Origin of the sequence: Psychroflexus tropicus DSM 15496, from assembly GCF_000378765.1 — a bacterium.
In the GTDB taxonomy this organism is placed as follows: Bacteria; Bacteroidota; Bacteroidia; order Flavobacteriales; family Flavobacteriaceae; genus Psychroflexus; species Psychroflexus tropicus.
In genome coordinates, this window is record NZ_KB905343.1 from 801,595 (window position 1) to 828,195 (window position 26,601).

At 34.8% G+C, this 26,601-nt stretch carries 26 protein-coding genes; 17 read left to right on the forward strand and 9 right to left on the reverse strand.

Features of this window, described 5'->3' with window-relative positions; translation table 11 throughout:
* Positions 1-33: 33 nt before the first annotated feature.
* Positions 34-705 carry a hypothetical protein gene (locus F598_RS0108600; RefSeq protein ID WP_019038639.1) on the reverse strand — a complete coding sequence of 224 codons (672 nt, stop codon included), beginning with the start codon at positions 703-705 and terminating at the stop codon, positions 34-36.
* A gap of 145 nt (positions 706-850) precedes the next feature.
* Here F598_RS0108600 and F598_RS0108605 point away from each other — a divergent pair, with 145 nt between their 5' ends.
* Positions 851-1,453, forward strand: a complete 603-nt coding sequence (locus tag F598_RS0108605; protein WP_019038640.1) for a histidine kinase dimerization/phosphoacceptor domain -containing protein — start codon at positions 851-853, stop codon at positions 1,451-1,453.
* 4 nt (positions 1,454-1,457) lie between these two features.
* Positions 1,458-2,198: a response regulator transcription factor gene (locus tag F598_RS0108610; RefSeq protein ID WP_026302611.1), complete on the forward strand. Its 741-nt coding sequence runs from the start codon at positions 1,458-1,460 to the stop codon at positions 2,196-2,198.
* Here the strand turns inward: F598_RS0108610 and F598_RS0108615 are convergent, their stop codons facing one another.
* Complete coding sequence (locus F598_RS0108615) at positions 2,199-2,714, reverse strand: tetratricopeptide repeat protein (protein WP_019038642.1); 516 nt, start codon at positions 2,712-2,714, stop codon at positions 2,199-2,201. It abuts the gene before it with no gap.
* A gap of 132 nt (positions 2,715-2,846) precedes the next feature.
* On the opposite strand from F598_RS0108615, the gene rpmH reads away from it, so the two are divergent.
* From rpmH to F598_RS0108635, 3 genes are all read left to right on the forward strand, one after another.
* Positions 2,847-3,008, forward strand: coding sequence for a 50S ribosomal protein L34 (gene rpmH, locus F598_RS0108625; protein ID WP_003438882.1), 162 nt, complete (start codon positions 2,847-2,849; stop codon positions 3,006-3,008).
* A gap of 95 nt (positions 3,009-3,103) precedes the next feature.
* A complete protein-coding gene (gene carB / locus F598_RS0108630) occupies positions 3,104-5,956 on the forward strand; it encodes a carbamoyl-phosphate synthase large subunit (RefSeq protein ID WP_019038644.1) in 2,853 nt (950 codons plus the stop codon).
* 1 nt (position 5,957) lies between these two features.
* Complete coding sequence (locus F598_RS0108635) at positions 5,958-6,467, forward strand: gamma carbonic anhydrase family protein (protein ID WP_019038645.1); 510 nt, start codon at positions 5,958-5,960, stop codon at positions 6,465-6,467.
* Between the two features lie 39 nt (positions 6,468-6,506).
* Here F598_RS0108635 and clpB read toward each other — a convergent pair whose 3' ends face one another.
* Complete coding sequence (gene clpB, locus F598_RS0108640; protein WP_019038646.1) at positions 6,507-9,092, reverse strand: ATP-dependent chaperone ClpB; 2,586 nt, start codon at positions 9,090-9,092, stop codon at positions 6,507-6,509.
* A gap of 178 nt (positions 9,093-9,270) precedes the next feature.
* On the opposite strand from clpB, the gene F598_RS0108645 reads away from it, so the two are divergent.
* The 3 genes from F598_RS0108645 (at position 9,271) to F598_RS14780 (ending at position 12,909) form a co-directional block, all read left to right on the forward strand.
* Positions 9,271-11,547: a T9SS type A sorting domain-containing protein gene (locus F598_RS0108645; RefSeq protein ID WP_019038647.1), complete on the forward strand. Its 2,277-nt coding sequence runs from the start codon at positions 9,271-9,273 to the stop codon at positions 11,545-11,547.
* Positions 11,548-11,730: 183 nt separating this feature from the next.
* Complete coding sequence (locus F598_RS15625) at positions 11,731-12,033, forward strand: hypothetical protein (RefSeq protein ID WP_019038648.1); 303 nt, start codon at positions 11,731-11,733, stop codon at positions 12,031-12,033.
* 78 nt (positions 12,034-12,111) lie between these two features.
* Positions 12,112-12,909: a hypothetical protein gene (locus tag F598_RS14780; protein WP_019038649.1), complete on the forward strand. Its 798-nt coding sequence runs from the start codon at positions 12,112-12,114 to the stop codon at positions 12,907-12,909.
* On the opposite strand, the gene F598_RS0108655 is transcribed toward F598_RS14780, so the two are convergent.
* From F598_RS0108655 to porX, 6 genes are all read right to left on the reverse strand, one after another.
* Positions 12,906-14,324 carry an MltF family protein gene (locus F598_RS0108655; RefSeq protein WP_019038650.1) on the reverse strand — a complete coding sequence of 473 codons (1,419 nt, stop codon included), beginning with the start codon at positions 14,322-14,324 and terminating at the stop codon, positions 12,906-12,908. The two genes, F598_RS14780 and F598_RS0108655, sit on opposite strands and share 4 nt — an antisense overlap.
* A 127-nt stretch (positions 14,325-14,451) precedes the next feature.
* On the reverse strand, positions 14,452-14,757 hold the full coding sequence (locus F598_RS0108660; protein WP_019038651.1) for a hypothetical protein: 306 nt from the start codon (positions 14,755-14,757) through the stop codon (positions 14,452-14,454).
* A 58-nt stretch (positions 14,758-14,815) separates the two neighbouring features.
* Entirely contained in the window at positions 14,816-15,190 is a 375-nt protein-coding gene (locus F598_RS0108665; protein WP_026302612.1) for a DUF4258 domain-containing protein, read from the reverse strand.
* A 9-nt stretch (positions 15,191-15,199) separates the two neighbouring features.
* Positions 15,200-16,405: an alanine dehydrogenase gene (locus F598_RS0108670; protein ID WP_019038653.1), complete on the reverse strand. Its 1,206-nt coding sequence runs from the start codon at positions 16,403-16,405 to the stop codon at positions 15,200-15,202.
* Positions 16,406-16,462: 57 nt separating this feature from the next.
* Positions 16,463-16,873 carry a tRNA (adenosine(37)-N6)-threonylcarbamoyltransferase complex ATPase subunit type 1 TsaE gene (gene tsaE / locus F598_RS0108675; protein WP_019038654.1) on the reverse strand — a complete coding sequence of 137 codons (411 nt, stop codon included), beginning with the start codon at positions 16,871-16,873 and terminating at the stop codon, positions 16,463-16,465.
* Positions 16,874-16,877: 4 nt separating this feature from the next.
* Entirely contained in the window at positions 16,878-18,428 is a 1,551-nt protein-coding gene (porX, locus tag F598_RS0108680; protein ID WP_019038655.1) for a T9SS response regulator signal transducer PorX, read from the reverse strand.
* 34 nt (positions 18,429-18,462) lie between these two features.
* On the opposite strand from porX, the gene F598_RS0108685 reads away from it, so the two are divergent.
* The 9 genes from F598_RS0108685 to fabG all read left to right on the forward strand — a co-directional run bounded on the left by F598_RS0108685 (position 18,463) and on the right by fabG (position 26,596).
* Positions 18,463-19,692, forward strand: coding sequence for an HD domain-containing protein (locus F598_RS0108685; RefSeq protein ID WP_019038656.1), 1,230 nt, complete (start codon positions 18,463-18,465; stop codon positions 19,690-19,692).
* Positions 19,693-19,716: 24 nt separating this feature from the next.
* Positions 19,717-20,751 (forward strand): UDP-3-O-(3-hydroxymyristoyl)glucosamine N-acyltransferase, encoded by a 1,035-nt coding sequence (lpxD, locus tag F598_RS0108690; protein WP_019038657.1) that lies wholly within the window; start codon positions 19,717-19,719, stop codon positions 20,749-20,751.
* Complete coding sequence (locus F598_RS0108695; RefSeq protein ID WP_019038658.1) at positions 20,738-22,132, forward strand: bifunctional UDP-3-O-[3-hydroxymyristoyl] N-acetylglucosamine deacetylase/3-hydroxyacyl-ACP dehydratase; 1,395 nt, start codon at positions 20,738-20,740, stop codon at positions 22,130-22,132. The genes lpxD and F598_RS0108695 overlap by 14 nt, the downstream gene beginning before the upstream one ends.
* Position 22,133: 1 nt before the next feature.
* Positions 22,134-22,916, forward strand: a complete 783-nt coding sequence (gene lpxA / locus F598_RS0108700) for an acyl-ACP--UDP-N-acetylglucosamine O-acyltransferase (protein WP_019038659.1) — start codon at positions 22,134-22,136, stop codon at positions 22,914-22,916.
* Between the two features lie 5 nt (positions 22,917-22,921).
* Positions 22,922-23,488 carry an elongation factor P gene (gene efp, locus F598_RS0108705; protein ID WP_019038660.1) on the forward strand — a complete coding sequence of 189 codons (567 nt, stop codon included), beginning with the start codon at positions 22,922-22,924 and terminating at the stop codon, positions 23,486-23,488.
* Positions 23,489-23,496: 8 nt separating this feature from the next.
* Positions 23,497-24,432 (forward strand): UDP-3-O-(3-hydroxymyristoyl)glucosamine N-acyltransferase, encoded by a 936-nt coding sequence (locus F598_RS0108710; RefSeq protein WP_019038661.1) that lies wholly within the window; start codon positions 23,497-23,499, stop codon positions 24,430-24,432.
* On the forward strand, positions 24,429-24,839 hold the full coding sequence (locus F598_RS0108715) for a hypothetical protein (RefSeq protein WP_019038662.1): 411 nt from the start codon (positions 24,429-24,431) through the stop codon (positions 24,837-24,839). The genes F598_RS0108710 and F598_RS0108715 overlap by 4 nt, the downstream gene beginning before the upstream one ends.
* 74 nt (positions 24,840-24,913) lie before the next feature.
* A complete protein-coding gene (gene sucD / locus F598_RS0108720) occupies positions 24,914-25,789 on the forward strand; it encodes a succinate--CoA ligase subunit alpha (protein ID WP_019038663.1) in 876 nt (291 codons plus the stop codon).
* 60 nt (positions 25,790-25,849) lie between these two features.
* Positions 25,850-26,596, forward strand: coding sequence for a 3-oxoacyl-[acyl-carrier-protein] reductase (fabG, locus tag F598_RS0108725; protein ID WP_019038664.1), 747 nt, complete (start codon positions 25,850-25,852; stop codon positions 26,594-26,596).
* Positions 26,597-26,601 lie beyond the last annotated feature (5 nt).

Genomic DNA, 26,601 nt, shown 5'->3' on the forward strand with positions numbered 1-26,601 from the left:
TTTTCATCAATTAATGATGATAGTGAATCGGTCCTACAAATTATTATATTTCTGTAACAATTGGACATCCTTAGACATAGCTTCATAACAGGCCTTTTTGGCAACTTCTGCATCTACTGAGGGATGTATTTGTAGGTTCTTTCTTACATTGATTATTGTTTTATCCTCATTCACTGCAATGGATACAGGAACTCCCAATTTATGCTTTAGCATTTTGATGGTTTTGGTTTCTGTATTGTAAAGTTCATTGACATACAAAACTTTCATTCCTGTAGGAAATTGCTTCGAAAAAGACATGGCGTCTTCTTTATTATCCCACAGAATGAGAACAAAATCCATCCAGCTAGAATGTTCGTTTATAAGCTGAGCTAAAGCATCTAGTTCTCCATTACTAGGAACACACCAGGAAGAATAACTCATAAGATAAAAAGGCTTATCTAGCTCATAAATGTTATTCATATCCTTTTTAAAGCTAAAAACTTTGAAGTTATCGATGATAGTGCCAATCAATTTTTTTTCAACAAACGAGCTAAAAAATTGTTCTGAAGATTCATAATTTCCAAGATGATAATGGAGGGAAGATTTTTTTTGAAAATCTGAATGATGTACGGCTAAGGCTTCAGAAAAAAGCACACTGTCTTGAAGCCTCTCATTTTGAGAGAACACTGAATAAGAAATTAAAATAAACAGCGTAATTTTTTTCAATAGACAATGAATATTTGTTAATTAATAAAATTAAGTAATTTAATTACGATATCTGTAATCAATCTTTCTGTCTATTAAGCAATTATTGTAAAAGGTTTGTAATATTGTTTTATATTTGTTTAACCAATCGATTAATCAACTATTTATGTCAAATGATGTTCGTGAAAATCAGGAACAGGTTAAAGAAGTCTTAGATCAAACCCTGCATCGATTCAAGAATAATTTGCAGACACAATTAAGCTTGATGAATATTGAGTCTGCTACCCACCGCAAGTATTTCGATGACCGAAAGGTGGTTATGGATAGAATATTTGCACTTACTCATATTTATGATCTTTATTATAAAAGCGATAAGCATGAGTTTTCTGTTGAAAAACCTCTAGTTTCTTTGCAATCTTTTATGCTGCTTTTTATTCAATATTTAAAGGGTTCTACCACCAAAATAGATTATGAACTTTCTGAAGTAGCTAGTGTTGATGTCAAGCTTGACGATCTTCTATTATTGAGCTATATACTAATAGAATTTGAAGACTTTAGGAAAAGCTTAGAGGATTCTATATTTATTCAATTTTCAAAAAAAGAAAAGCGTTTATCATTGACCTTAAATTATTTTAATATTAACGATCATGAGAAATTTTATGACCTTTTTCATGACCAGTACAAACTACTCGATTTGATGGTTATGCAATTAAAAGGTAAATTTGAATACAAAAAGAAATTTATTAGACTTTCATTTCCAATCCTATGATCCTATGAAAACAAAAGTACTTGTTGTTGAAGACGATAAACTGATATCGTTTGAGATAAAATCCATCCTAGAAAAAAATAATTTCGATGTTAATATATGTGACAGTTATGCCTGTTGCATTAAGAACTTAGATACCTTTCAACCTGAGCTCATTCTTTTGGATATTGACCTCAATAAAAAGTTTGAAGGTATTCAAATTGGTTCATATCTTAATTCCAAATCAGATCTGCCTTTTATTTACATTACCGGCTATACCGATGTTGAAACCTTAAAGCGCATTCAAACCACGAAGCCGGTAGGCTATTTATCAAAACCTTTTAGAGAAATTGATATTATCAATAATATTGAACTTGCACTTTACAATAAAAAAGCTGGTCTCGATGATGTAGAAAGTCAAGAAGTCGATGAAGCTTATAGCCAATACTCTAAACCGATAAAAAGAGCGTTAGAGTACATCGATACCAACATTAATCAAGAAATCAAGACTGACGAACTTATAAGGGTTTCAGGATGGAGTAAGTTTCACTTTATTAGAGAATTTGCTAAAGAGGTAGGTGTAACTCCATACCAATATATCTTTGAGCAAAAAATGAAATTAGCATCTTCAAAACTTAAAAACACATACCAATCAGTTAGAGAGATTGCTTTTGACCTTGGTTATACTTCAAATTCAAGCTTTACCAATGCATTCGTAAAGCACTCAGGCTTATCTCCGTCAAATTTTAGAAAAAAATACTGTAGATAATTAGAAGCGTTTCATTTGCTGCTTCATCATTTGGATTTGCTCGTTTAGCATGCCATGCTTATCTAGGGATTTTGCCTCTTTGAGCAATAGTTGTGCTTCACGTTTTCTTCGTTTGGTCATAGCAATACCTGCTAAATTTAGCTTAGCCATAGCTAGATCTTGTTTCATAGACAAGCCTAATTTAATTGCTCTTTTAAAAAATTTCTCAGCTTTAGTCATATTGGTTTGAGAGAGAAGTAAGCCATGAATATAATTGAAGTAGCCCTGTTGTTTTTGGGTAAGGGCGGATTCAGGGTTTTTAATCTTATCCAGCCATTTTTTCGCCCCTTCAAAATCTTGTTTTCTCAATCTTAAAAAGGCGAGCAAGATCATTTCATTCTTAAAATAAAGAAATATAAATATTCCAGAAAATAAGATGAGAGCAATGCCATTTCCTATATTGCTTTCAATAATTTGATAAACGCCAAAACCAATTAGAATTGCAGCTATAACGAGTTTAAAGTTTTTATGAAACATGCTAAATAATTTGGTTGCAAATCTAGCAAAAACAATTGAAAAAAACTTTATATCAACTCTTGTAAAACTAAAAAGGAATCGTATATTTGCACGCAGTTTTCAAAAAGAGATAATACTTATAAAGTCATAACAATGAAAAGAACTTTTCAACCTTCAAATAAAAAGAGAAAGAACAAACACGGATTTAGAGAAAGAATGTCTTCTGTAAATGGTCGTAAAGTTCTAAAGCGTAGAAGAGCCAAAGGAAGAAAAAAATTGAGTGTTTCTTCTGAAATGAGTTTAAGAAAGAGATAAATGATTTATCATTCACACAATATAAAGGTGTTGCTTTTTAGCAACGCCTTTTTTTATATCTTATAGTTTCATTATCATCGTAAATAAATCAAGCTATGCCAAAAAGCAACTCCATCAAAACAATCCTTATTATAGGCTCAGGACCCATTGTAATTGGTCAGGCCTGTGAATTTGATTACTCAGGTTCTCAATCCTTAAGGTCTTTAAGAGAGGAAGGAATTAAAACCATTCTTATCAACAGTAATCCAGCTACGATTATGACCGATCCTTCCATGGCGGATCATGTGTATTTAAAACCCCTTACTACAAAATCAATTATAGATATATTAAAAACTCATCCCGATATTGATGCAGTACTTCCTACCATGGGAGGTCAAACTGCTCTTAACTTATGTATTGAAGCTGATGATAAAGGGATTTGGGAGGATTTTGGAGTTAAAATTATAGGAGTAGATATCGATGCTATCAATATTACGGAAGACAGAGAAAAGTTTAGAAAATTAATGCAAGATATCGGAGTGGGCGTCGCTCCTTCCAAAACTGTGACCTCTTTTTTACAGGGTAAAGAAGTTGCTCAGGAATTTGGATTCCCATTAGTGATTAGAGCTTCCTTTACACTTGGTGGAAGCGGAGCTTCTATTGTATATGCAGAAGACCAATTTGAAGAACTATTAACTAGGGGGCTTGAAGCTTCGCCTATACATGAAGTCATTATTGATAAAGCTCTTTTGGGTTGGAAAGAATATGAATTGGAATTACTGCGAGATAGAAATGATAATGTCACTATTATTTGTAGTATTGAAAATATGGACCCTATGGGGATTCATACTGGAGATTCTATTACTGTAGCGCCTGCAATGACTCTTAGCGACAGGACGTATCAACGTATGAGGGATATGGCTATAAAGATGATGAGAAGCATTGGTGATTTTGCAGGAGGATGTAATGTTCAGTTTGCTGTGAGTCCAGATGAAAATGAAGACATTATCGCCATTGAAATAAACCCTAGAGTATCTAGATCTTCTGCTTTGGCTTCTAAAGCAACTGGATATCCGATTGCAAAAGTTGCTTCAAAACTGGCAATTGGTTATCATCTAGATGAACTTCAAAATCAGATTACACAAACCACTTCAGCTTTCTTTGAGCCTACTTTAGACTATGTCATTGTAAAAATACCGAGATGGAATTTTGATAAATTTGAGGGATCAGACAGAACCTTAGGGCTTCAAATGAAATCTGTTGGAGAAGTAATGGGCATTGGACGCTCGTTTCAGGAAGCTTTGCATAAAGCAACTCAATCTCTTGAAATCAAACGAAATGGTCTTGGAGCCGATGGTAAAAGCTATACCGATTATAATCAGATTTTAAGCAAACTCGAATATGCAAGCTGGGATAGAGTTTTTGTTATTTATGATGCCATACAACTTGGAATTCCATTAAGCAGAATACATGAGATTACAAAAATAGACATGTGGTTTCTAAAGCAATACGAAGAGTTGTTTAGTTTGGAAAAAGAGATTTCGACTTATTCTATAACTGAAATTACGAAAGACTTAATGCTTGAGGCAAAACAAAAAGGGTTTGCAGATCGACAGATCGCTCACATGCTGGGTTGTTTAGAAAGCGAGGTATATGCTAAGCGAGAAGAGCTGGGTGTGAATAGAATTTATAAGCTGGTCGACACCTGTGCAGCAGAGTTTGAAGCACATACCCCATATTATTATTCTACCTTCGAAGCTGACGTAAATGATTCTAAAGGTGGAAAAGTTGAAGCAAATGAAAGTGTAGTTACAGATAAGAAAAAAGTAATTGTACTGGGTTCTGGTCCAAACCGAATAGGACAGGGGATAGAGTTTGATTACTGCTGTGTTCACGGTGTCATGGCAGCTGCAGAATGTGGTTATGAAACCATTATGATCAATTGTAATCCAGAAACAGTCTCTACAGATTTTGATACTGCAGATAAACTCTATTTCGAACCTGTGTTTTGGGAACATATTTATGATATTATAAAACATGAAAACCCTGTAGGAGTTATTGTTCAGCTAGGTGGACAAACTGCTCTCAAGCTTGCCGAAAAACTGAGTCGTTACGGAATTAAAATATTAGGCACTAGTTATGACTCATTAGATCTAGCAGAAGACAGAGGTAGTTTTTCCAGGTTACTTCAAGATAATAACATACCTTATCCAGAATTTGGTGTTGCTGAAACTGCAGATGAAGCCCTTTCTTTAGCTGAGGAACTCGATTTTCCAATTCTAGTAAGACCTTCTTATGTATTAGGTGGACAGGGTATGAAAATCGTCATCAATAAAAAAGAATTAGAGGCTCATGTTGTAGACTTATTGAGAAAAATACCAAATAATAAATTACTGTTGGATCATTATTTAGATGGTGCCATAGAAGCAGAGGCTGATGCAATTTGCGATGGAGAAAATGTATATATCATTGGTATCATGGAACATATTGAGCCTTGTGGAGTGCATTCTGGAGATTCTAATGCCACTTTACCTCCCTTTAATCTAGGAGATCTAATTATCGAACAAATAAGAGACCATACTAAAAAAATTGCACTAGCTCTCAACACAGTAGGTCTTCTTAATGTTCAATTTGCTATAAAAGATGATAATGTCTACATCATTGAAGCTAACCCGAGAGCCTCAAGAACAGTCCCATTTATTGCTAAGGCTTATAAAGAACCCTATGTCAATTATGCTACAAAAGTGATGCTAGGTGAAAATAAACTAAAAGATTTCAATTTTGATCCGCAACTTGAGGGATATGCTATAAAACAGCCAGTGTTTTCTTTTAATAAATTTCATAATGTTAATAAACAACTTGGTCCAGAAATGAAAAGTACTGGTGAAAGCATTTTATTTATAGACAGTCTAAAAGATGATACTTTTTATGAGTTATATGGTAGACGTAAAATGTACTTAAGTAAATAAAATGGCTTTAATTGAAGCTGTTAAAGGCATACTACCTGAGATCCCTTCTAGTTGTTTTCTGACAAAAAATTCAACGATAATTGGTCAAGTGACACTGGGAGAAAACTGCAGTATATGGTATAACGCAGTTGTTCGTGGAGATGTTAATACTATTGTAGTAGGAAGTGAGTGCAATATTCAGGATGGTGCAGTAGTTCATTGCACTTACCAAAAAGCCTCTACTTCGATAGGGAATCGAGTTTCTATAGGACATAAGGCTATAGTTCATGGGTGTACAATTCATGATGATGTATTAATTGGCATGGGAGCCATAATCATGGATCATGCTGTTGTAGAAACTGGCAGTATAGTGGCTGCGGGAGCTATTGTAACAGCTGGCACAAGAGTGGAATCCAATTCGATTTATGCTGGGATCCCTGCCAAAAAAATTACTGATACATCAGATAAACACAGCGAATTAATAAGGCTTACCGCAAAAAACTATACTGAATATAAAACCTGGATTGATTAAAATACAAACCCGCTTTATAGCGGGTTTGTATTTTGTTATTTATTGATTTCTAAAAACTAGCTTTCCGTCAAATTGATCGAGTAATATGATGCTATCAGTTTTAATTTTTTCAGCTAAGATTTCTTTAGATAACGTATTCAAAACTTCTTTTTGAATAGTTCTTTTTACTGGTCTTGCACCATATTGAGGGTCGAAACCAATATTAGCTATATACTCTATGGCTTCTTCGGTAGCATCTATAGTTATACTCTGTTTCATCAACATTCTTTTTAGATTATTAATTTGTAATTCAACAATTTCTTTAATGTTGTCTTTAGATAAGGGTGTAAACATCACAACATCATCAATTCTATTTAAAAACTCAGGTCTTACACTTTGCTTTAAAAGTCCTAGAACTTCAACTTTAGCACTTTCCATAGCTGTATCGATATCTTTACTAGCATCGAATTTTTCTTGGATAATATGACTACCAATATTTGATGTCATGACAATGATAGAATTTTTGAAATCTGCAAGCCTTCCCTTATTATCGGTTAATCGACCTTCATCCAATACCTGAAGTAAGATATTAAACGTATCGGGGTGAGCCTTTTCAATCTCATCCAGTAAAATCACCGAGTAAGGTTTTCTTCTCACAGCTTCGGTGAGTTGACCTCCCTCTTCATAACCAACGTATCCAGGAGGAGCACCTACCAATCTGCTTACAGAGTGTCTTTCCTGATATTCACTCATATCTATTCTAGTCATTGAGCTTTCATCATCAAACATATATTCAGCTAAAGCTTTAGCTAGTTCTGTTTTACCGACACCAGTAGTACCAAGGAATAAAAAGGATCCAATAGGTCTATTTTGGTCTTGAAGTCCAGCCCGACTTCTTCTTACTGCATCAGATACAGCTTGGATAGCTTCTTCCTGGCCTACAACTCGTTTATGTAATTCACCTTCAAGTTTTAGTAATTTTTCCCGATCGGATTGAAGCATTTTAGTAACAGGTATACCTGTCCATTTTGCAACTACCTCTGCAATATCTTCGTAGTCCACTTCCTCTTTAATAAGGGAGCTTTCAGATTTTTGATCTTCAACCTGAAGCTGAAGTTTTTCAAGTTTTTCCTGAGCCTCTTTTACTTTACCATATCTAATTTCGGCTACTTTTCCATAATCACCTTCTCTTTCTGCACGTTCTGCTTCAAGTTTAAACTCTTCTATATTCGTTTTCTCTTTCTGGATTTGATCTACGATGTCTTTTTCATTTTTCCAACGTGCATTTAATGTATTTCGTTGTTCCTTAAGATCAGCCAGATCTGCCCTCAAAGATTTCAGTTTAGTGTCATCTTTTTCACGTTTTATAGCCTCAATCTCAATTTCTAGCTGCATAACTTTCCGATCTAAGACATCGAGTTCCTCTGGCTTGGAATTGATCTCCATTCTTAATTTAGATGCTGCTTCATCCATCAAATCGATAGCCTTATCTGGAAGAAACCTATTGGTGATATATCTTTGAGATAGTTCTACGGCACCAATGATGGCTTCATCTTTTATCCTGACCTTATGATGAGTTTCATATTTTTCTTTAATACCGCGTAAAATTGAGATTGCACTTTCAGTATCAGGCTCATCTACGGTTACTTTTTGAAATCGCCTCTCTAACGCTTTATCTTTTTCAAAATACTTTTGGTACTCGTCTAGAGTAGTAGCTCCTATCGCTCTAAGCTCACCTCTGGCGAGTGCAGGTTTTAAAATATTTGCGGCGTCCATAGCTCCCTGGCCACCTCCGGCTCCTACTAGGGTGTGGATTTCATCGATAAAGAGAACAATGTCTCCAGCACTTGAAGTGACTTCTTTAATAACGGCTTTTAAACGTTCTTCAAATTCACCTTTGTATTTAGCACCAGCGATTAAAGCTCCCATGTCTAGGCTAAATATTTTCTTAGTTTTTAAATTCTCTGGAACATCTCCACCTATGATTCTATGAGCCAAACCTTCTGCAATAGCGGTTTTACCTGTTCCAGGTTCTCCTACAAGCATGGGGTTATTTTTAGTTCTTCTGGATAGTATCTGTAAAATTCGTCGTATTTCTTCGTCTCTACCTATCACAGGATCAAGCTTACCTTCCTCGGCTAATTGATTTAAGTTTTTTGCATATTTATCTAAAGCATTGTAATTCTCTTCTGCACTCTGAGAAGTAACTCTGTCACCTTGCCTTAACTCTTGAATAGCGGCTTCTAAATTTTTTTCGCTTACGCCTTGGTCTTTGAGAACCTGCGCTATTTTACTTTTACTTTTAAAAATGGCCAGTATCAGATGCTCAATTGACACATAATCATCATTCATTTTTTTAGCAATGATATTAGCTTCATTTAAAGTTTTACCAGCCTCCCGAGATAAAACAATATCACCACCTTCGACCTTGGCAAAACTTTCTAAATTTTTATCTAATAATTGATTAAATAAATTGGTGTTGACATTGAGCTTCTTCAATAAGAAGGGAGTTACATTCCTGTCGATTTCCGTGATGGCCTTAAATATATGTTCATTTTCAATTTGTTGATGACCATATTCCTGCGCCAATTGTTGCGCCTTTTGTATAGCTTCTTGAGCTTTTATTGTGAAGTTTTTAAAATCCATATTTAATTGTTTTGATAATCTTAGACAATTAATGTACCTAAAGCTAATAATGCCATTATGTCATTTAATTACTTCTTTTTAACGCCATAATGGCATTAATTTTAAAGTTAAAATCTTGAACAACAGACTGTTTATTAAAAGTTTTAATATATTTGATATAAATCTAAAATATTTTAACATGATGAATAAATATTCTTTAATTTTATTATTAATGGTTTTTTTCTCTCTATCGTCATATTCTCAAGTCACGAATGAAGGAAAACCCATTAGCTGGAAGCTAGAATTAGAAACTCCAAAAACACTTGTAATGCCTGATTTTGATTTGAAATCATTACAAGCTGAAGACAAAATCAATGATGAGTTGAAAGACAGGCCCTACCGATTTGGTTACGAACACCAAGTAAGTTTGGGCTTCAAAGATGGTGAATGGAATCAATTGAAAAATGGTGACAAAATTTGGTTATTGAATGTTCAATCTGAGGGTGCTAAGACTTTAAACTTTTTGTTTGATGAATTTTATATTCCTGAAGGCGCAAAACTTTACTTTTATAATGATGAAGGTACCGATCTTTTAGGTGCTTATACTTCATCTCAAAACAGAGATGACATGCAATTTGGTACGTGGTTGATCGATGGTGATAACGTTTGGATAGAATATTTTGAACCTGCAGATGCCAAATTTGAAGGCCAATTGCATATATCTAAAGTAGTACACGGTTACAGAAGTGTAAATGATATACCAGAATTGAGAAAAGGTTTAAATGATTCTGGTCCCTGCAATCAGGATGTAGACTGTCCTGTAGGTCCAGATTTTGACGGTTTTAAAGAAGAATTGAAGAAATCTGTGGCGATGACTATTGTTGGATCTTCTGGTTTTTGCTCTGGCTCTTTAATCAATAATACTAGAAGCAATGAAAACCAGTATTTTTTAACAGCTAATCACTGTTTGGGAGGATCTGTAGGTAATTGGGCCTTTAGATTTAATTGGAGAAGTCCAACTCCATCTTGTTCCACAACAGCAAATTCCCCTAATGGAGATTTTGATCAAACAGCCAGTGGAGCTACTTTATTAGCAAGTAATTCTAAATCTGATTTCGCTTTGTTAGAAATCGATGCTCCTTTCCCTTCAGACTGGGATTTAGTCTGGGCTGGTTGGGATAGAACTGGTAATACTCCTGATTATACTGTAGGAATTCATCACCCAAGTGGAGACATCATGAAAGTTGCTAGAGATAACGATTCTCCTGTTCAAAACTCCAGACCTTTTAATGGTATAAACGACATGGATAACTGGTTCTTAGATGAATGGGAACTAGGTGTCACTGAGCCTGGTTCTTCAGGATCACCTTTATTTGATCAAAATGGTAGAATCGTAGGGCAACTTGCAGGAGGAGCTGCTGCTTGTAATGGTACCTCCAATAATGGGGCTTTTGATTATTATGGTAGATTTGATGTGTCTTGGGATTTTGGTAGTACTCCAATTACAAGGTTGCAAAATTGGCTTGATCCTGATCAAACTGGTGTTGAAGTCCTAGACCAATACCCGCCATTGGAAGTATTTAGTAATGATGTTGCTTTAACCGTGCAAAATTTGAACGAACCCATATGTGGAGACAATGCAGTACCAACCTTCACTATCATTAATAGAGGAGAGGAAACAGTAACCAGTGCGACCTTAACTTATCAAATTGGTAGTGGACCAGTAGAGACTATTGAATGGAGTGGTAGTATAGCTACTGGAGAAAGTGATGTCGTTGGATCTCCAGTCTTAGATCTTACATTAGGCGTCAATCTAGAGGCTTCCTTAGCCATCGATAATATTCAGGACCAGTTTTTAGACAATAATACTATTGTACGAGAAATAGACAATTATCAGGATGCTACTTATTCTACAGAAACTGTAAAACTAACTTTATTAACTGATGATTTTGCCAGTGAAACATCGTGGGAATTTTTAGATGAAAATGGTAATGTTTTAGAAGAAAGTCCAGCAACATTAGAAGATGATACACTTTACGAAGTCACCTTTGATGTGAATCCAAATGCATGCTATAGTTTTGTAATCCTCGATTCATTTGGAGATGGAATTTGCTGTCAATATGGTCAGGGTAATTATAGCTTAGAGACCGAAACTGGAGATATTATATTTGAAGGAGGCAATTTTGGAGGTTCCGAAACAACAAACTTTAAGGTTTCAGAAAATTTGAGTTCTACAGACTTTGAAGAAAGTTCTATAGCAATATATCCTAATCCTACAAATTCTAAAATCAATATTGAAGTGATTTCAAGTGAAGAATTGAATATTAGCCTATACGACATAACTGGTAAGCAATTATTTACGAATACCATGATAGGTTCATCTCAAATAAATTTAGATGCTTACTCTTCAGGAATTTATTTTGTTAAGCTTAATGACGGTTCTCGTTCAATCACTAAAAAGATTATTAAGCAATAATTAATTTTTCAAGAATTATGATAAAGCTCAAGATTTTAGAATCTTGAGCTTTTTTTATATAAAAGGTTTCTATAGATCCTCGAACATGATTTTTAATTGTAAAATTAAAATTTTAAATATTTAGAGTTCATCTATATGTTAATAAGTTGAGTACTTTTGTCTTCAATAACATTTGTTTTAACTATGAAATATTATTTGCTTATTTTATTTTCTATCGCATTGTTTTCTTGCAATTCAGTCAAAAAAACTGAACAAGCTTTAAATTCTGGTAACTATGTCACTGCTATAAACACCTCAGTCAATAAACTTCAGAAAAATAAATTCAACAAGAAAAGCCCAATTTATGCGGGTCTTTTGAAGAGAGCTTTTGAGCGCTACAGAACATCAACCTTAGATCGCATTGATTTCCTAGAGAGGGAAACTCTAAAAGATAATTCAAAAGAAGTGTATCAGCTCTATGTTCAACTCCAAAGTGTACAAAACTGAATAAAACCACTAATGCCGCTTAAGGATTAAAACAACTCAACAATTCCTTTTGAGTTTTACGATTTTTCAGAAAATATTTTGGTTGGAAAAGAAAACTATGCAAACTACTTGTACACCAAAGCCACTGATTTTTTGAGAACAGATGATAAGATGGATAGTAGACTAGCTTATAACAGTCTAGTTGAATTAGAAAAACTGACTCCTAATTTTAAAAATACTGCAGCCTTGAAAAGAGAAGCTTATATTAAAGGAGTAGATTTTGTTTTAGTTTCTTTATATAATGATACTCAAAAGGTTATTCCAAACCAGGTGGAAGAAAGATTGCTTAACTTCAGTACGTATAATCTTGACGATTTGTGGACTGAATATCATAACAATGCTAGAGAAGAGATAAAATATGATTACTCTATAGAGATTAGTTTTAATAATTTACAGTTTTCTCCAGAGAGATTATTAGAGCGTCAAATCCCTTTAGAACGCGAAGTAGTTGATGGTTGGAGATATAGAACTGATAGGGCCGGCAATTACATCCTAGATGAGAATGGAAATAAAATAAAAGACGATGTTCTGGTTAATGTCTCCGGAACTCTTTTTGAAACAATTCAATCTAAAGAGGTAAAAGCTTCTGCAGTTATCCATTATTTTGACCTTGTTACAGATCAAAAAATCAATTCATATCCCTTGGAAAGCATATTTGTCTTTGAAAATAACTTTGCCAATTTTCAGGGAGATAACAGAGTCCTAAACAAAGACGAAGAGTTTTTATTGAGGAATGGACCAGTTGACTATCCTAGCAACGAAAGAATGATAATCGATGCTTCAGAAGATATAAAAATCAAATTAAAGCAAATATTAACTCAGCATTCAATCAATTAATTATCGATAAATTGTTTGTAGTGATCGTACCTTTTAAAAATTTCTCTTACGTAATTAAAAGGCTCTTCACCTCTTACATACCCATACTTGATAATAGGTTTATTATAATGTTCCGGATAGCTTAAATCTAAAAGTGCAAGTTCTACATTATTATCCCATAATAAAGGGTCTAAGCCTTGTTTCTCTGCTAGCTTCTGAGCGTCTTTAACATGATAAAGACCACAATTATAAGATCCGAGAGCAAATTTAATGCGCTGAATACTATCTTCAATATTTTGATGGCTTTCCATCATTTGTTTGAGATAAGAAGCCCCAGCCCTCAGGCTTTGCTTCGGATCGTAAGGGTTAGTCACCCCTAATTCTTTGGCAGTGGCTGGCATGATTTGCATTAGTCCGCTGGCACCAGCCCATGAATCTCTTCCTGGCTTAAATTGAGATTCCTGATAAGCCACAGAAGCTAAAAGTTTCCAATCCCAATTGATGAGCTCTGCATTTTCTTTTATTATATCATCATAAGGACTTATTTTGTTTTCATTGAGACTATAAAAATCGCTTTTTACCCTTTTCTTATAAAGCCTTTTGTTTTTGAAGTATTTATTATAAATAACATGATAATCGGTTGTTTTTTTAGCTTTTTCTAGCCAGTTGTTAACCGTAGCTAGTAATTGGGTATCCCGTTTTCTAACAGCCCAGCCTATTCGCTGTGAAAGGCTCAAAGATGTATTAATGTCTAAAATAGGGTGGTAGGAAGAATTAATAAATGCAATATTTTCGTCTGCAATTGTATATTTTATTTCACCATCGGCCACCTTTTTAATGATTTTATCTGTAGATAATGTTCCCTCTAAGGTATCTAGAATGATTTCACCACCTAATTCATTAGATAAATTTTCGACTCTTGCTGCATAAGATGAATTGCGTTTAACGGATATGGTATCTCCTATGAGCTCAATTGGATTAGTAACTAAGTAATTTTTGATTTCATGCAATTTCATTTGTCTCCAGCGCTCAGGTTTACGCTGAATCAGAACCTGATGAGAAAGATAAAGCGGATAGGTGAAGTTGATTTTCTTTTTTCTGGATTCTGTAATTGTATATCCATATGCTAACAAATCTCCTTCGCCATCCTGAAGTAATTTAATGAGGTCATTTTCATCTTTTGCGATAACCATTTCTAATTCAACTTCTAAGTCTTCGGCAAGACGTTCGAGTAATTCGTATTCAAAGCCCATGGGGCGTCCCTTGTAAAGAAAGTAGGTAGTTCCCGAATATATAGTAAGAGCTTTAAGCTTACCACTTTTTTTAATTTCATCTAAATCTCGAGAAAACTTTTCAGAATGATCATCAATATCCTTTTTGGGTTTTGACTGGCAACTGAAGATAAGGGCGACTAAAACAACAAATATATATCTCATACTGTTAAAATAACAGTCCTCAATATAAGCATAACTTTACAGCAGGAAGACAATTTATTAAACTTTATGAAACAAAAAAAGCCAGTATTCACTGGCTTTTTTTTCTATTAATCTGAATTACAATCAATTAATCTTCATCTGGTTCTTCAATTTCATTATCATTTTTCATAGGTAAATCAACATAATTCATTTCCATCTCATCGTCATCATAATCCTCTACATCAAATTTAGTCATAGTATCTTCAAGCCTTGTACTGATCTTGACTAGATAAATGGTGTCTTCTGTCTTCACCTCCACTGCTTCTATAGTTTCATTTTTTGAATTTTTGAAAACCAAAACATCTCTGTCATCATAACCATCGGGATACTTTTGAACAAGCATAGAGAGGATTTCAGGAGTAAGTTTCTTATAATCAATAATGATTCGTTTCATACTAGAAGTTGTTTGTTACTAACAAACATAAAATAAAAGTTGGCATTAAAAAACAAAATTATTTTAAATCTAGGACTCTTTTCAAGATGGCAGTAGAATCGCAATTTTCAAAAATAAGTCCAAGTTTTTGGTTGTCCAAATCACCCTCCACTTGATAAATCTTACAGGGTTTAGCCTCTACATTACTTTCTTTGAAGTTGACATCACCTGTTTTTAATAAGAAGGATATGGCTGAAGTGTCTATTTTTCTTTCATTAAAAAAATGAAGAGCCTCTTCCTTTACGATACGCTCTTTATTTCTGATGTTTTTTAGGACCCGAGCATCAAGGCCCCAATCACAAGATGTTTTTTTTCCTCCCAAAAAAAACATTAGCATAATTATACCTACTACAAATCCAGACAAATAATAGCCAAGTCGTTGTATAAATTTCATAAACAGATTTTAAAAAATAAGCAAGTTCGGGTCACGATGGTTTAAGTCAAACCATTCTGATACAGATTTATTGGTAAGTATACCATGATAGAAATAAAGTCCATTTCTCAATCCGGAATCAATCCTGAGTGCAGGTTCTAAGCCTCCTTCTTCACCAATTTGAAGTAAGTAGGGTGTAAAAATATTACTCAAGGATAGTGAAGCTGTTCTAGAGTATCTAGAGGGAATGTTTGGTACGCAATAATGAATAACTCCGTGCTTCTCAAAAATAGGCTCATCGTGCGTGGTAATCGAAGAGGTTTCTATACAGCCTCCCATGTCTATACTTACATCTATCATGACGGCCCCTTTTTTCATTTTTTTCACCATTTCTTCGGTAATTATGATAGGTGACCTATTTTTTCCTCGTATAGCTCCAATAACAACATCGGCTCTCTTTAAGGCTTTAAGTAAAGTTTTTGGTTGTAAAGTAGACGTGTATAAAGGTCTGGCCATATTGCTTTGTAAACATCTGAGTTTAGTAAGCGAACTATCAAACACTTTTACGCTAGCTCCAAGTCCTAAAGCACTCCTAGTGGCAAATTCTCCAACAGTACCAGCGCCTAATATGACTACCTCTACAGGTGGAACTCCACTAATATTCCCTAGCATTAATCCATTACCACCACTCATATTCGACAAATATTCCGCTGCAATCAAAACAGAGGATGTGCCGGCAATTTCACTCAGAGCTCTCACTGCAGGAAATCCACCAAACTGATCTTTAATAAATTCAAAAGCTAGTGCTGTAATTCTTTTTTTTGCTAAAGTCTCACAATAAGATTTGTTTCTAGTTTTAAGCTGTAAAGCAGAAATAAGAGTGGCCTGTGGCTTTATGAGAGCTAATTCTTTTTCTGAAGGTGGAGCTATCTTCAATATCATGGGGCAAGCAAACACCTTGGCCGTATCACGTGTGATTTCACCCCCGGCTTCACTGTAATCTTTATCACTAAAATTTGCTTCCAATCCAGCACCACTTTCTATTAAAACTCGATGACCATTTTGAGTTAATGCATTTACAGCATCAGGTGTTAAGCAAACCCGTTTTTCCTGATAGGAAGTTTCTTTAGGAAGACCTATAAACAATTCACCCTTTGAACGTTGAATTTCAAGCATTTCCTCCTGAGGAAGAAGTTCTGAAGTTGTAAAGGGCGATTTTGAAGAGTGTGGATTCATTAATACAATTAGTTAACAAAATTAGTTAAAATTAATTGGAAATCCGCTTATAATAGCTTAAAACTCTTTCATAATCATTCGTCGTGAATCTATGGAGCTCACTTCAATTTCAATTAAAGTGTAGTGGTTGGGCCAGAGATTAGGTATCTTCTCAGGCCATTCAATAAATACTAAATGATTACTTGAAAGGTAGTCTTCAAAACCCATGTCGTAGGCTTCAGTTTCGTCCTCAATTCTGTAAAAATCAAAATGATAAATTGAAGTCGATTCGCCTTCATATTCATTTACCAGAGAAAATGTAGGACTTGAAACCTTATCATTACTGCCGAGTAAACTCACCATTTCTTTTATTAATGTAGTCTTCCCAGTTCCCATTTCTCCAGAAAACAAAAGGAATCTAGATTTGGCATTTTTAAGTATATTATCTGCTGTTTCAGATATTTCTTCTAAAGTGTAGGTTAAGTTCATTTGTTTACTTTGGATCTAAAACTACGAAAGGTATTATCATTTCCTCAAGAGAAATCCCTCCATGCTGATAAGAATTTCTGTAATAATTAACGTAGTAGTTGTAATTATTAGGATAAGCAAGAAAATAATTTTCTTTAGCGAAAATAAAGGAGCTAGACATATTTATACTTGGTAGATTAATTTTCTTTGGGTCTTTAGCTACAACTACATCTTTCTCATTATAAGTGAGGCTTTTACCAGTTTTGTATCTTAAATTAAGGCTAGTGTTTTTATCACCAATAACCTTGGACGGGTGCTTTACATTTATAGTTCCGTGATCGGTTGTGATTATCAATTTGAAACCTAAGGTTTGAGCTTGTTGAATAATGTCTAGAAGAGGAGAATTTTTAAACCAGCTTTGAGTTAATGATCTATAGGATTTATCGTTGGATGCCAGCTCTTTAATTACCTCTAATTCAGTTTTGGAGTGGGATAACATATCCACAAAATTATAAACTAGTACTGTGAGATCATTGTCTTTTTGACTTCTAAAATTGTCTGCTAATTTTTTTCCTTTGTTGACATTAGTAATTTTATGAAACTGTGTTTTATAATCCTTACCAAGCCTGTTGAGTTGTGCTTCCAGAAATTCTTCTTCGAATTGGTTTTTACCGCCTTCATCGGTATCATTCAGCCAGTATTCAGGATAAATCTTTTCCATATCAACTGGCATAAGGCCAGAAAATAAAGCATTTCTGGCGTACTGTGTTGCAGTAGGAAGTATGCTATAGTAAGGTTCTTCTTTTGTTTTTTTGTAATGTTTGGCTACAGTAGACTCAAAAGATTTCCACTGGTCGTATCTAAGATTGTCTACCACAACTAAAAGCGTAGGCTGTTCTTTGGATAGTTCTGGTAAAATTTTAGACTTAAAAAGAGTGTGTGATAGAGTAGGAGCCTCTGTATTTTTATCGAACCAGCTAGAATAATTCTCATCTATAAATTTACAAAACTCAATATTAGCCTCGTTTTTTTGGGACTCTAATATTTCAAACATTCCAGAATCTTCAACGGTCTCCAATTCCAATTCCCAATAAATCAACTTCATGTATAAATCTACCCATTCTTCATAGGTATTGACATTGGTTAATTCCATGGAGATTTTTCTAAACTCCTGCTGGTAATTCAATGTAGTTTTTTCTGAAATAAGTCTGGAGTGATCAAGATTTTTTTTCAAACTCAATAAAATCTGATTGGGATTGACAGGTTTTATGAGGTAATCTGCTATTTTTGAACCAATAGCTTCCTCCATAATATACTCTTCCTCGCTTTTGGTAATCATAATCACGGGAAGTTCATTTTGAACTGCTTTGATTTCATTCAAAGTCTCTAGACCCGTTAGCCCAGGCATATTTTCATCTAGGAATACAACGTCAAATCTAGTACGGGTAACTTCATCCAAAGCTTCAGATCCACTTTGGCATGTCGTTACTTCGTAACCTTTTTTTTCTAAAAACAGAATATGAGGCTTTAGTAAATCTATCTCGTCATCTACCCACAGTACTTTTATCTTTGACATATATAACTGTATATTTGTTTTAAATTTTATCGTCTTGAATCAAAGGAACAAACTTAAAATAATAAACGATCCTATTTATGGATTTATTACCATTCCAAGTCCATTAATTTTTGATCTTATTGAGCATCCTTACTTCCAGAGATTGAGACGTATTACTCAAATGGGACTTTCTAATTTGGTGTATCCGGGAGCTAATCACACCAGGTTTCATCATGCCCTGGGTTGTCTTCATTTAATGAAAAAATCTCTGGATATATTAAAATCAAAAGGGATTGAAATCACAGATGAAGAAGAGGAAGCCGTTCTTATCGCCATATTATTACACGATATTGGTCATGGCCCATTTTCACATGCTCTCGAGCACTCAATAGTTAGCAATATATCTCATGAGTATCTGTCTCTTGAATTTATGAATAAACTGAATTCTGAATTCGATGGTCAGCTGGATTTAGCAATAGACATATTTAGGGGGTATCATGATAAGAAATTTTTATGTCAGTTAATCTCAAGTCAGTTGGATATAGATCGACTCGATTATTTGAAACGGGATAGTTTTTATACGGGAGTGGCTGAGGGCAATATCAATAGTGAGCGACTCATCAATATGCTCAACGTAGTGGATAATGAATTGGTTGTGGAACAAAAGGGGATTTATTCCATTGAAAAATTCCTAGTTGCAAGAAGGCTGATGTATTGGCAGGTATATCTCCATAAAACAGGCTTATGTGCTGAGCAAATTCTAATCCGCTTACTTAGAAGAGCAGCATACATATTCGAAACTAGCGATGAAAACATTGAAAACTCTACTTTAAATTACTTTTTAAGTCATAAAATCAGTTCTGAAGATTTTGACGAAGTTACTTTAGACTTATTTTCCAAGTTAGACGATAACGATATTATCTCAGCACTCAAAAACTGGCAATATCATAAGGATTTCGTTTTGAGTAAATTGAGTAAGATGCTTTTAAATAGAGACTTATTGAAAATCAAATTAAAAAATGATCCTGTAAAACGGAGTAAGATAAATGAGCAATTAGAAAAGGCACAGAAGCATTTTTCTATTTCTAAGGAAGATGCTGAATATTTCGTATTTGAAGGTTCAACTTCCAATCTGGCTTATCAACCTGACAAAGAACATATTAATATATGGTACAAGAGTGGGAAAATAAAAGACGTGTCATCAGCTTCAGATCAATTGAACTTGAAGGCACTATCCAAAACCGTTATTAAACATTACATATGTCATCCAAAATACAATAATTAACCGTTTTTTTCTATTTTTGCCAGAATGAAATTTACAGCACAACAAATAGCAGATATACTAGATGGTACCATTGAAGGTAATCCAGACGCTGAAGTACATAAGCTTTCAAAAATAGAAGAAGGAAAAAAGGGGTCACTTACCTTCTTATCCAATCCTAAGTATACTTCTTACATATATCAAACAGAGGCCAGTATCTGTATCGTCAATAATAGTTTTGAAAATACTCAGCCTATTGCTACCACTTTAATTAAAGTAGAAGATTCCTACGAGGCCTTTTCCAAGCTATTAGAAGTTTACAACCAAATTAAACTAGACAAGAAGGGTGTAGAAACTCCAAGTTCAATTTCAGAGTCTGCTGTTATTGGTGAAAATATTTATATTGGAGCTTTTGCATTTATTGGAGAAAATGCAACATTGGGTAAAAATGTAAAAATTTACCCAAATGTTTATATAGGTGATAATGTTACAATAGGTGATTATGTTACTATATTTCCAGGAAGTAAAATTTATTCTGAAACTCAAATAGGCAGCCATTGCACGATTCATAGTGGAGCTATAATAGGAGCAGATGGTTTTGGTTTTTCTCCATCAGATAATGGGGAATATTCAAAAATACCTCAAATAGGAAATGTGATTATCGAAGATCATGTTGATATAGGTGCAGGAACAACTATTGATAGAGCAACGCTAGGTTCTACGATTATAAGAAAGGGAGTGAAGTTGGATAATCAAATTCAAATTGCTCATAATGTTGAAATTGGAGAACACACAGCTATAGCTGCTCAAACAGGTATTGCTGGTTCTACTAAAGTGGGAAAAAACTGTCTTATTGGTGGCCAGGTAGGTGTTGCTGGTCACATAAAGATAGGAGATCGTGTGAAGATTCAAGCTCAAACTGGTGTTGGTAGAAACGTAAAAGATGATGAGGCTATACAGGGTTCTCCAGCGTTTGGATATAGTGATTTCAATAAATCTTATGTTCATTTTAGAAATTTCCCCAAAATAGTCAACCGTTTAGATAACATAGAAAAACAACTTCCAAAGGATGAAAACAATTAACCAAACCACAATATCAAAAGAAGTATCGCTTCATGGTGTTGGGCTTCATACTGGCCAGAATGTAACCTTAACATTCAAACCTGCGCCAGTCAACAACGGTTTTGCTTTTAAGCGAGTAGATTTAGAAGGGGAGCCTATAATACCAGCAGATGCAAATTTAGTTACCAATACAGACCGGGGAACTAGCTTAGAAAAAAATGGTGTAGTTATTCAAACATCAGAACACGTACTTGCTGCATGTGTTGGTCTAGGAATTGATAATATTATATTGGAATTAAATGCCTCGGAACCGCCTATAATGGATGGTTCATCTAAGTTTTTTGTTGAAGCCTTGGAAGATGCAGGGTTAGAAGAACAGGATGCTCCCAGAGATGAGTTTATCGTAGAAGATGTCATTTCATTCAAAGATGAAGAAACAGGTTCAGAAATTATTGTAATGCCTTCCAATGAGTACCAGGTGACAACTATGGTAGATTTTGGCACGAAAGTATTAGGTACTCAAAACGCCTACTTGAACACCATGTCTGATTTTAAATCAGAAATTGCTGATTCAAGAACGTTTAGTTTCTTGCATGAATTGGAAGCTATGTTGCAAAACGGGCTGATTAAAGGCGGTGATCTTAATAATGCCATCGTATATGTAGATAAAGAATTGTCTCCAGAGACCATGGAGAGGTTAAAAGAGGCTTTTGGTAAAAATGAAATTTCTGTAAAACCTAATGGAATTTTAGACAACTTAACGCTTCATTATCCTAATGAAGCAGCAAGACATAAGCTTTTGGATGTTATTGGTGACCTTGCCTTAGTTGGAACACACATTAGAGGTAAAGTAATTGCCAATAAACCCGGACATTCTATCAATACTCAATTTGCAAGAAAACTTGCTAAAATCATCAAAACTGAAAAAAGAAATAAAGTTCCAAAATTTGATCTGAATAAAACCCCACTCTATGATGTGACACAGATCATGAATAGGCTGCCGCATAGACCTCCATTTCTCTTAGTAGACAAGATATTTGAACTTACTGATAAATCGGTAATTGGAACAAAAAACGTCACCATGAACGAGCCTTTCTTTGTAGGGCATTTTCCTGGTAAGCCTGTTATGCCAGGAGTCTTGCAAATTGAAGCTATGGCACAAACAGGAGGTATTTTGGCCTTAAGTAGTGTGGAAGATCCAGAAAATTATTTGACTTACTTTATCAAAATAGATAATGTGAAGTTTAAACAGCAAGTTGTTCCTGGTGACACTCTAATTTTCAAATTAGAACTAATGTCTCCAATTCGACGGGGTATTTGCCATATGCAAGGCTATGCATATGCCAATGACAAATTAGCTTGTGAAGCCGAACTCATGGCTCAACTTGTAAAATCAAAATAACATGAATCAACCATTAGCATACGTTCACCCTGGTGCCAAAATTGCCAAAAACGTAGTGATAGAACCTTTCTCTACAATTCATAATAATGTTGAAATTGGAGAGGGAACTTGGATAGGATCCAACGTTACAATCATGGAAGGGGCAAGAATCGGGAAGAACGTAAGTATATTTCCAGGTGCTGTAATATCTGCAGTTCCACAAGATAAAAAGTTCGAAGACGAAGATACAATCACAGAAATAGGAGATAATACGACGATAAGAGAATGTGTGACTATCAATAGGGGCACCAGTGATAAAATGAAAACAAAAGTAGGGAAGAATTGCTGGATTATGGCGTACTGCCATATTGCTCACGATTGTATTGTAGGTGATCACTGCGTCTTTTCAAATAATAGTACTCTGGCTGGGCATATTGTGGTAGGAGACCACGCCGTACTCGCAGGAATGGCAGCTGTACAGCAGTTTTGTAGTATTGGTAGACATGCGTTTATTACCGGAGGATCCCTGGTAAGAAAGGATGTTCCTCCGTTTGTAAAGGCTGGTAGAGAACCACTTTCCTATGTAGGTATTAATTCAGTGGGCCTTCGAAGAAGAGGATTTGAAACAGATAAGATTAGAGAAATACAGAATATTTATCGTATTCTTTATCAAAAAAATTACAATAACAGTCAGGCCTTATCTATTATAGAGGCAGAGATGGAAGCAACTCCAGAACGTGACGAAATACTTCAATTTATAAAAGATTCTCAAAGAGGAATCATGAAAGGATATTTTTCAAACTAAAACTTATGGCAACAACAAGCGACATTAGAAATGGATTGTGCATCAGATACAATCACGATATATTTAAAATCACAGAATTTCTTCACGTAAAACCTGGAAAAGGTCCAGCCTTCGTAAGAACTAAACTGAAAAGTGTGACCACCGGAAAAGTGATAGATAATACCTTTTCAGCTGGTCATAAAATTGAAGAAGTAAGAGTTGAAACTCACAAATATCAGTTTCTGTATCAGGAAGGAGAGTTCTATCACTTTATGCATGTAGAAGACTTTACACAAATTCGTCTTTTGGAAGCTGCATTAGATATGCCTAATTTATTAAAAGAAGGTGAAGTAGTTACCATTTTAATCAATACAGAGGATAACATGCCATTATCTGTAGATATGCCTCCACACGTCATTTTAGAGGTCACTCAAACAGAACCTGGCGTTAAAGGGAATACAGCAACTAATGCAACAAAACCAGCAACTCTGGAAACTGGTGCAGAAGTAAATGTCCCTTTATTCATCAACGAGGGAGATAAAATCAAAGTTGAAACTGATAAAGGAACTTACAAGGAAAGAATTAAAGAATAAAAGATTAAATGAAATTTCCTAAAGTACAAACCCTGCAACAGATTTCAGAACTCATAGACTCGACATTTGTTGGTGATCCTGACTTTCAAATACATGGTATCAACGAAATTCATGTGGTGCAGGAGGGTGATATTGTTTTTGTCGATCATCCCAAGTATTATGATAAGGCCTTAACCTCTAAAGCTAGTGTAATTCTTATCAATAAAAAAGTAAATTGTCCTGAAGGAAAAGCACTTTTAATTTCAGAAGATCCTTTTTCAGATTTCAATGCTATAACAGCTCATTTTTCTCCTTTCAAAGCATCAAGTCTACCAGTTTCAGAATCATCTCAAATAGGAAAAAATACAATTATCCAGCCCAATGTATTTATTGGTAATAATGTAATAATTGGAGATAATTGTGTAATCCACAGTAATGTTTCTATTTATGACGGAGTAGTAATAGGAAATAATGTTCAAATTCACTCCGGTGTTGTACTTGGAGCCGATGCGTTTTATTACAAAAACAGGCCTTCACACCACGACAAGCTTCTTTCTGGTGGAAGCATTAAAATAGAGGATAATGTTGAAATTGGAGCTCTTAGCACCATAGATAAAGGAGTTACGGGCATTACTTCCATTGGCGAGGGAACTAAAATTGATAATCAAGTGCAGGTAGGTCACGATACGGTTATTGGTAAAAAATGTTTGATAGCTTCTCAAGTGGGGATTGCAGGATGTGTAGTGATTGAAGACGAAGTGACGATTTGGGGTCAGGTAGGTATTGCAAGTGGATTGACCATTGGCCAAAAGGCTATCATTCTGGCTCAGTCTGGAATAAGTAAAAATTTAAAATCAAACACAACTTACTTTGGTTATCCAGCAGATGATATTAGAAAAAAATATAGAGAATTAGCATATATTAATAAAATACCTGACATTCTTCAAAAATTGAAAAATTTATGAGTACACCCAATAAAGATTTAGTCAAAGGCTTTTTTACCTCAAAGTATTATAAGGATGCTTCTGAATTTGAAAAATATGTACATCCAGAAGTGAAAATAGACTGGAACAGTAGTAAGGGCTTTTTCCAATTTGATTACGACAAGTTTAATGCAATGTCTCGTGAAATGGGAAAATCCTTTGAGACTATGTCTCCGGAATTTTCTCATCTCATCGAAGAAAATAACCAAGTATTTGCCAGATTCACTTATAATGTGGAGACCTTAGAATCCAATGATTTGATTGGTCTTGCTGATTTTTTTAGTGTGTGGGAAATAAAAGATAATATGCTTTATAGAGGATTTATCATGTCACAGCCAAGTGATGATGGTTTGGATGGAATCCTATCCTATATCAATGAATATAATTAATTAATAAATCACATAATAATTTTTAAGGCTCAGCTTAAAAAATTACTTTTGTTAAACAAAAATTTAAACAAACTATGAGCGTTTTAGTCAATAAAGATTCAAAAATAATTGTTCAGGGATTTACTGGGAGTGAAGGCTCTTTTCACGCTGAACAAATGATCGACTATGGAACCAATATTGTAGGTGGTGTGACTCCAGGTAAAGGAGGAACTACACATCTTAATAAACCTGTTTACAATACTGTAGCAGATGCTGTTGAACAAGCAGGGGCCGATACTTCAATAATTTTTGTTCCACCTGCTTTTGCTGCAGATGCCATTATGGAAGCTGCAGATGCTGGTATTAAAGTGATCATTGCTATTACTGAGGGTATTCCTGTAGCAGACATGATTAAGGCATCAGATTATATTAAGGATAAAGACTGTCGATTAATCGGACCCAACTGTCCAGGTGTTATCACTCCAGGTGAAGCTAAAGTTGGAATTATGCCAGGTTTTGTTTTCAAGCAAGGTACAGTGGGAGTTGTGTCTAAATCAGGAACCCTAACTTACGAGGCTGCAGACCAGGTCGTTAAAGAGGGCTATGGAATAACCACTGCGATAGGTATAGGTGGAGATCCTATTATTGGAACTACAACAAAGGATGCTGTAGAAATGCTTGTAGGAGATCCGGATACAGAATGTGTGGTAATGATTGGTGAAATAGGTGGCCAACTTGAAGCTGAAGCAGCTAAATGGTATAAAGAAAGCGGAAGTAAAAAACCTGTTATTGGTTTCATAGCTGGTGAAACTGCACCTGCTGGAAGAACGATGGGTCATGCTGGTGCTATTGTAGGAGGAAGCGAAGATACTGCTCAAGCTAAAAAAGCTATTTTAAAAGATTCTGGAATTCACGTAGTGGATTCTCCAGCAGAAATTGGAAAAAAAGTAGCTGAAGTTTTATCGAAATAAACATTTCAATTTTAAAGCCTTTGTTTCCTAACAAAGGTTTTTTATATTAAATTTTGCTTTATGAAATTACTGAATTCAAAAAATGTCATCATTACAGGTGGAAGTCGTGGTATAGGTAAAGGTATTGCCGAAGTATTTGCGAAACATGGTGCTAATGTGGCATTTACTTACAACTCTTCTGCCAGTTCCGCTCAAGAACTTGAGGATCACCTGACCTCTTTCGGAGTAAAAGCGAAGGCATATCAATCTGATGCTTCAGATTTTGACCAGGCTCAACAGCTTGCAGACGATATCATCAAAGATTTTGGTAGTATTGATGTACTTATTAATAATGCCGGAATCACTAAGGATAATTTATTGATGAGAATGAGTGAAGATGATTTTGATAAAGTAATAAAAGTAAATTTAAACTCCGTTTTTAACCTCACTAAGGCTGTATTAAGGCCAATGCTTAAGCAAAAACATGGAAGCATAATCAACATTAGCTCTGTTGTTGGTATTAAAGGGAATGCGGGTCAGGCCAATTATTCAGCTTCTAAGGCTGGAATCATAGGATTTTCAAAATCTGTAGCTTTAGAATTAGGTTCACGAAACATTCGTTCCAACGTAGTTGCACCAGGATTTATTGAAACTGAAATGACCGAAAAATTGGATGAAAAGACTGTAGAAGGCTGGAGACAAGCCATCCCTTTGAAAAGAGGAGGACAACCAGAAGATATTGCCAATGCCTGTGTGTTTTTAGCTAGCGACATGAGTTCTTATATCACAGGACAGACCCTAAGCGTAGACGGTGGTATGTTAACCTAAATATG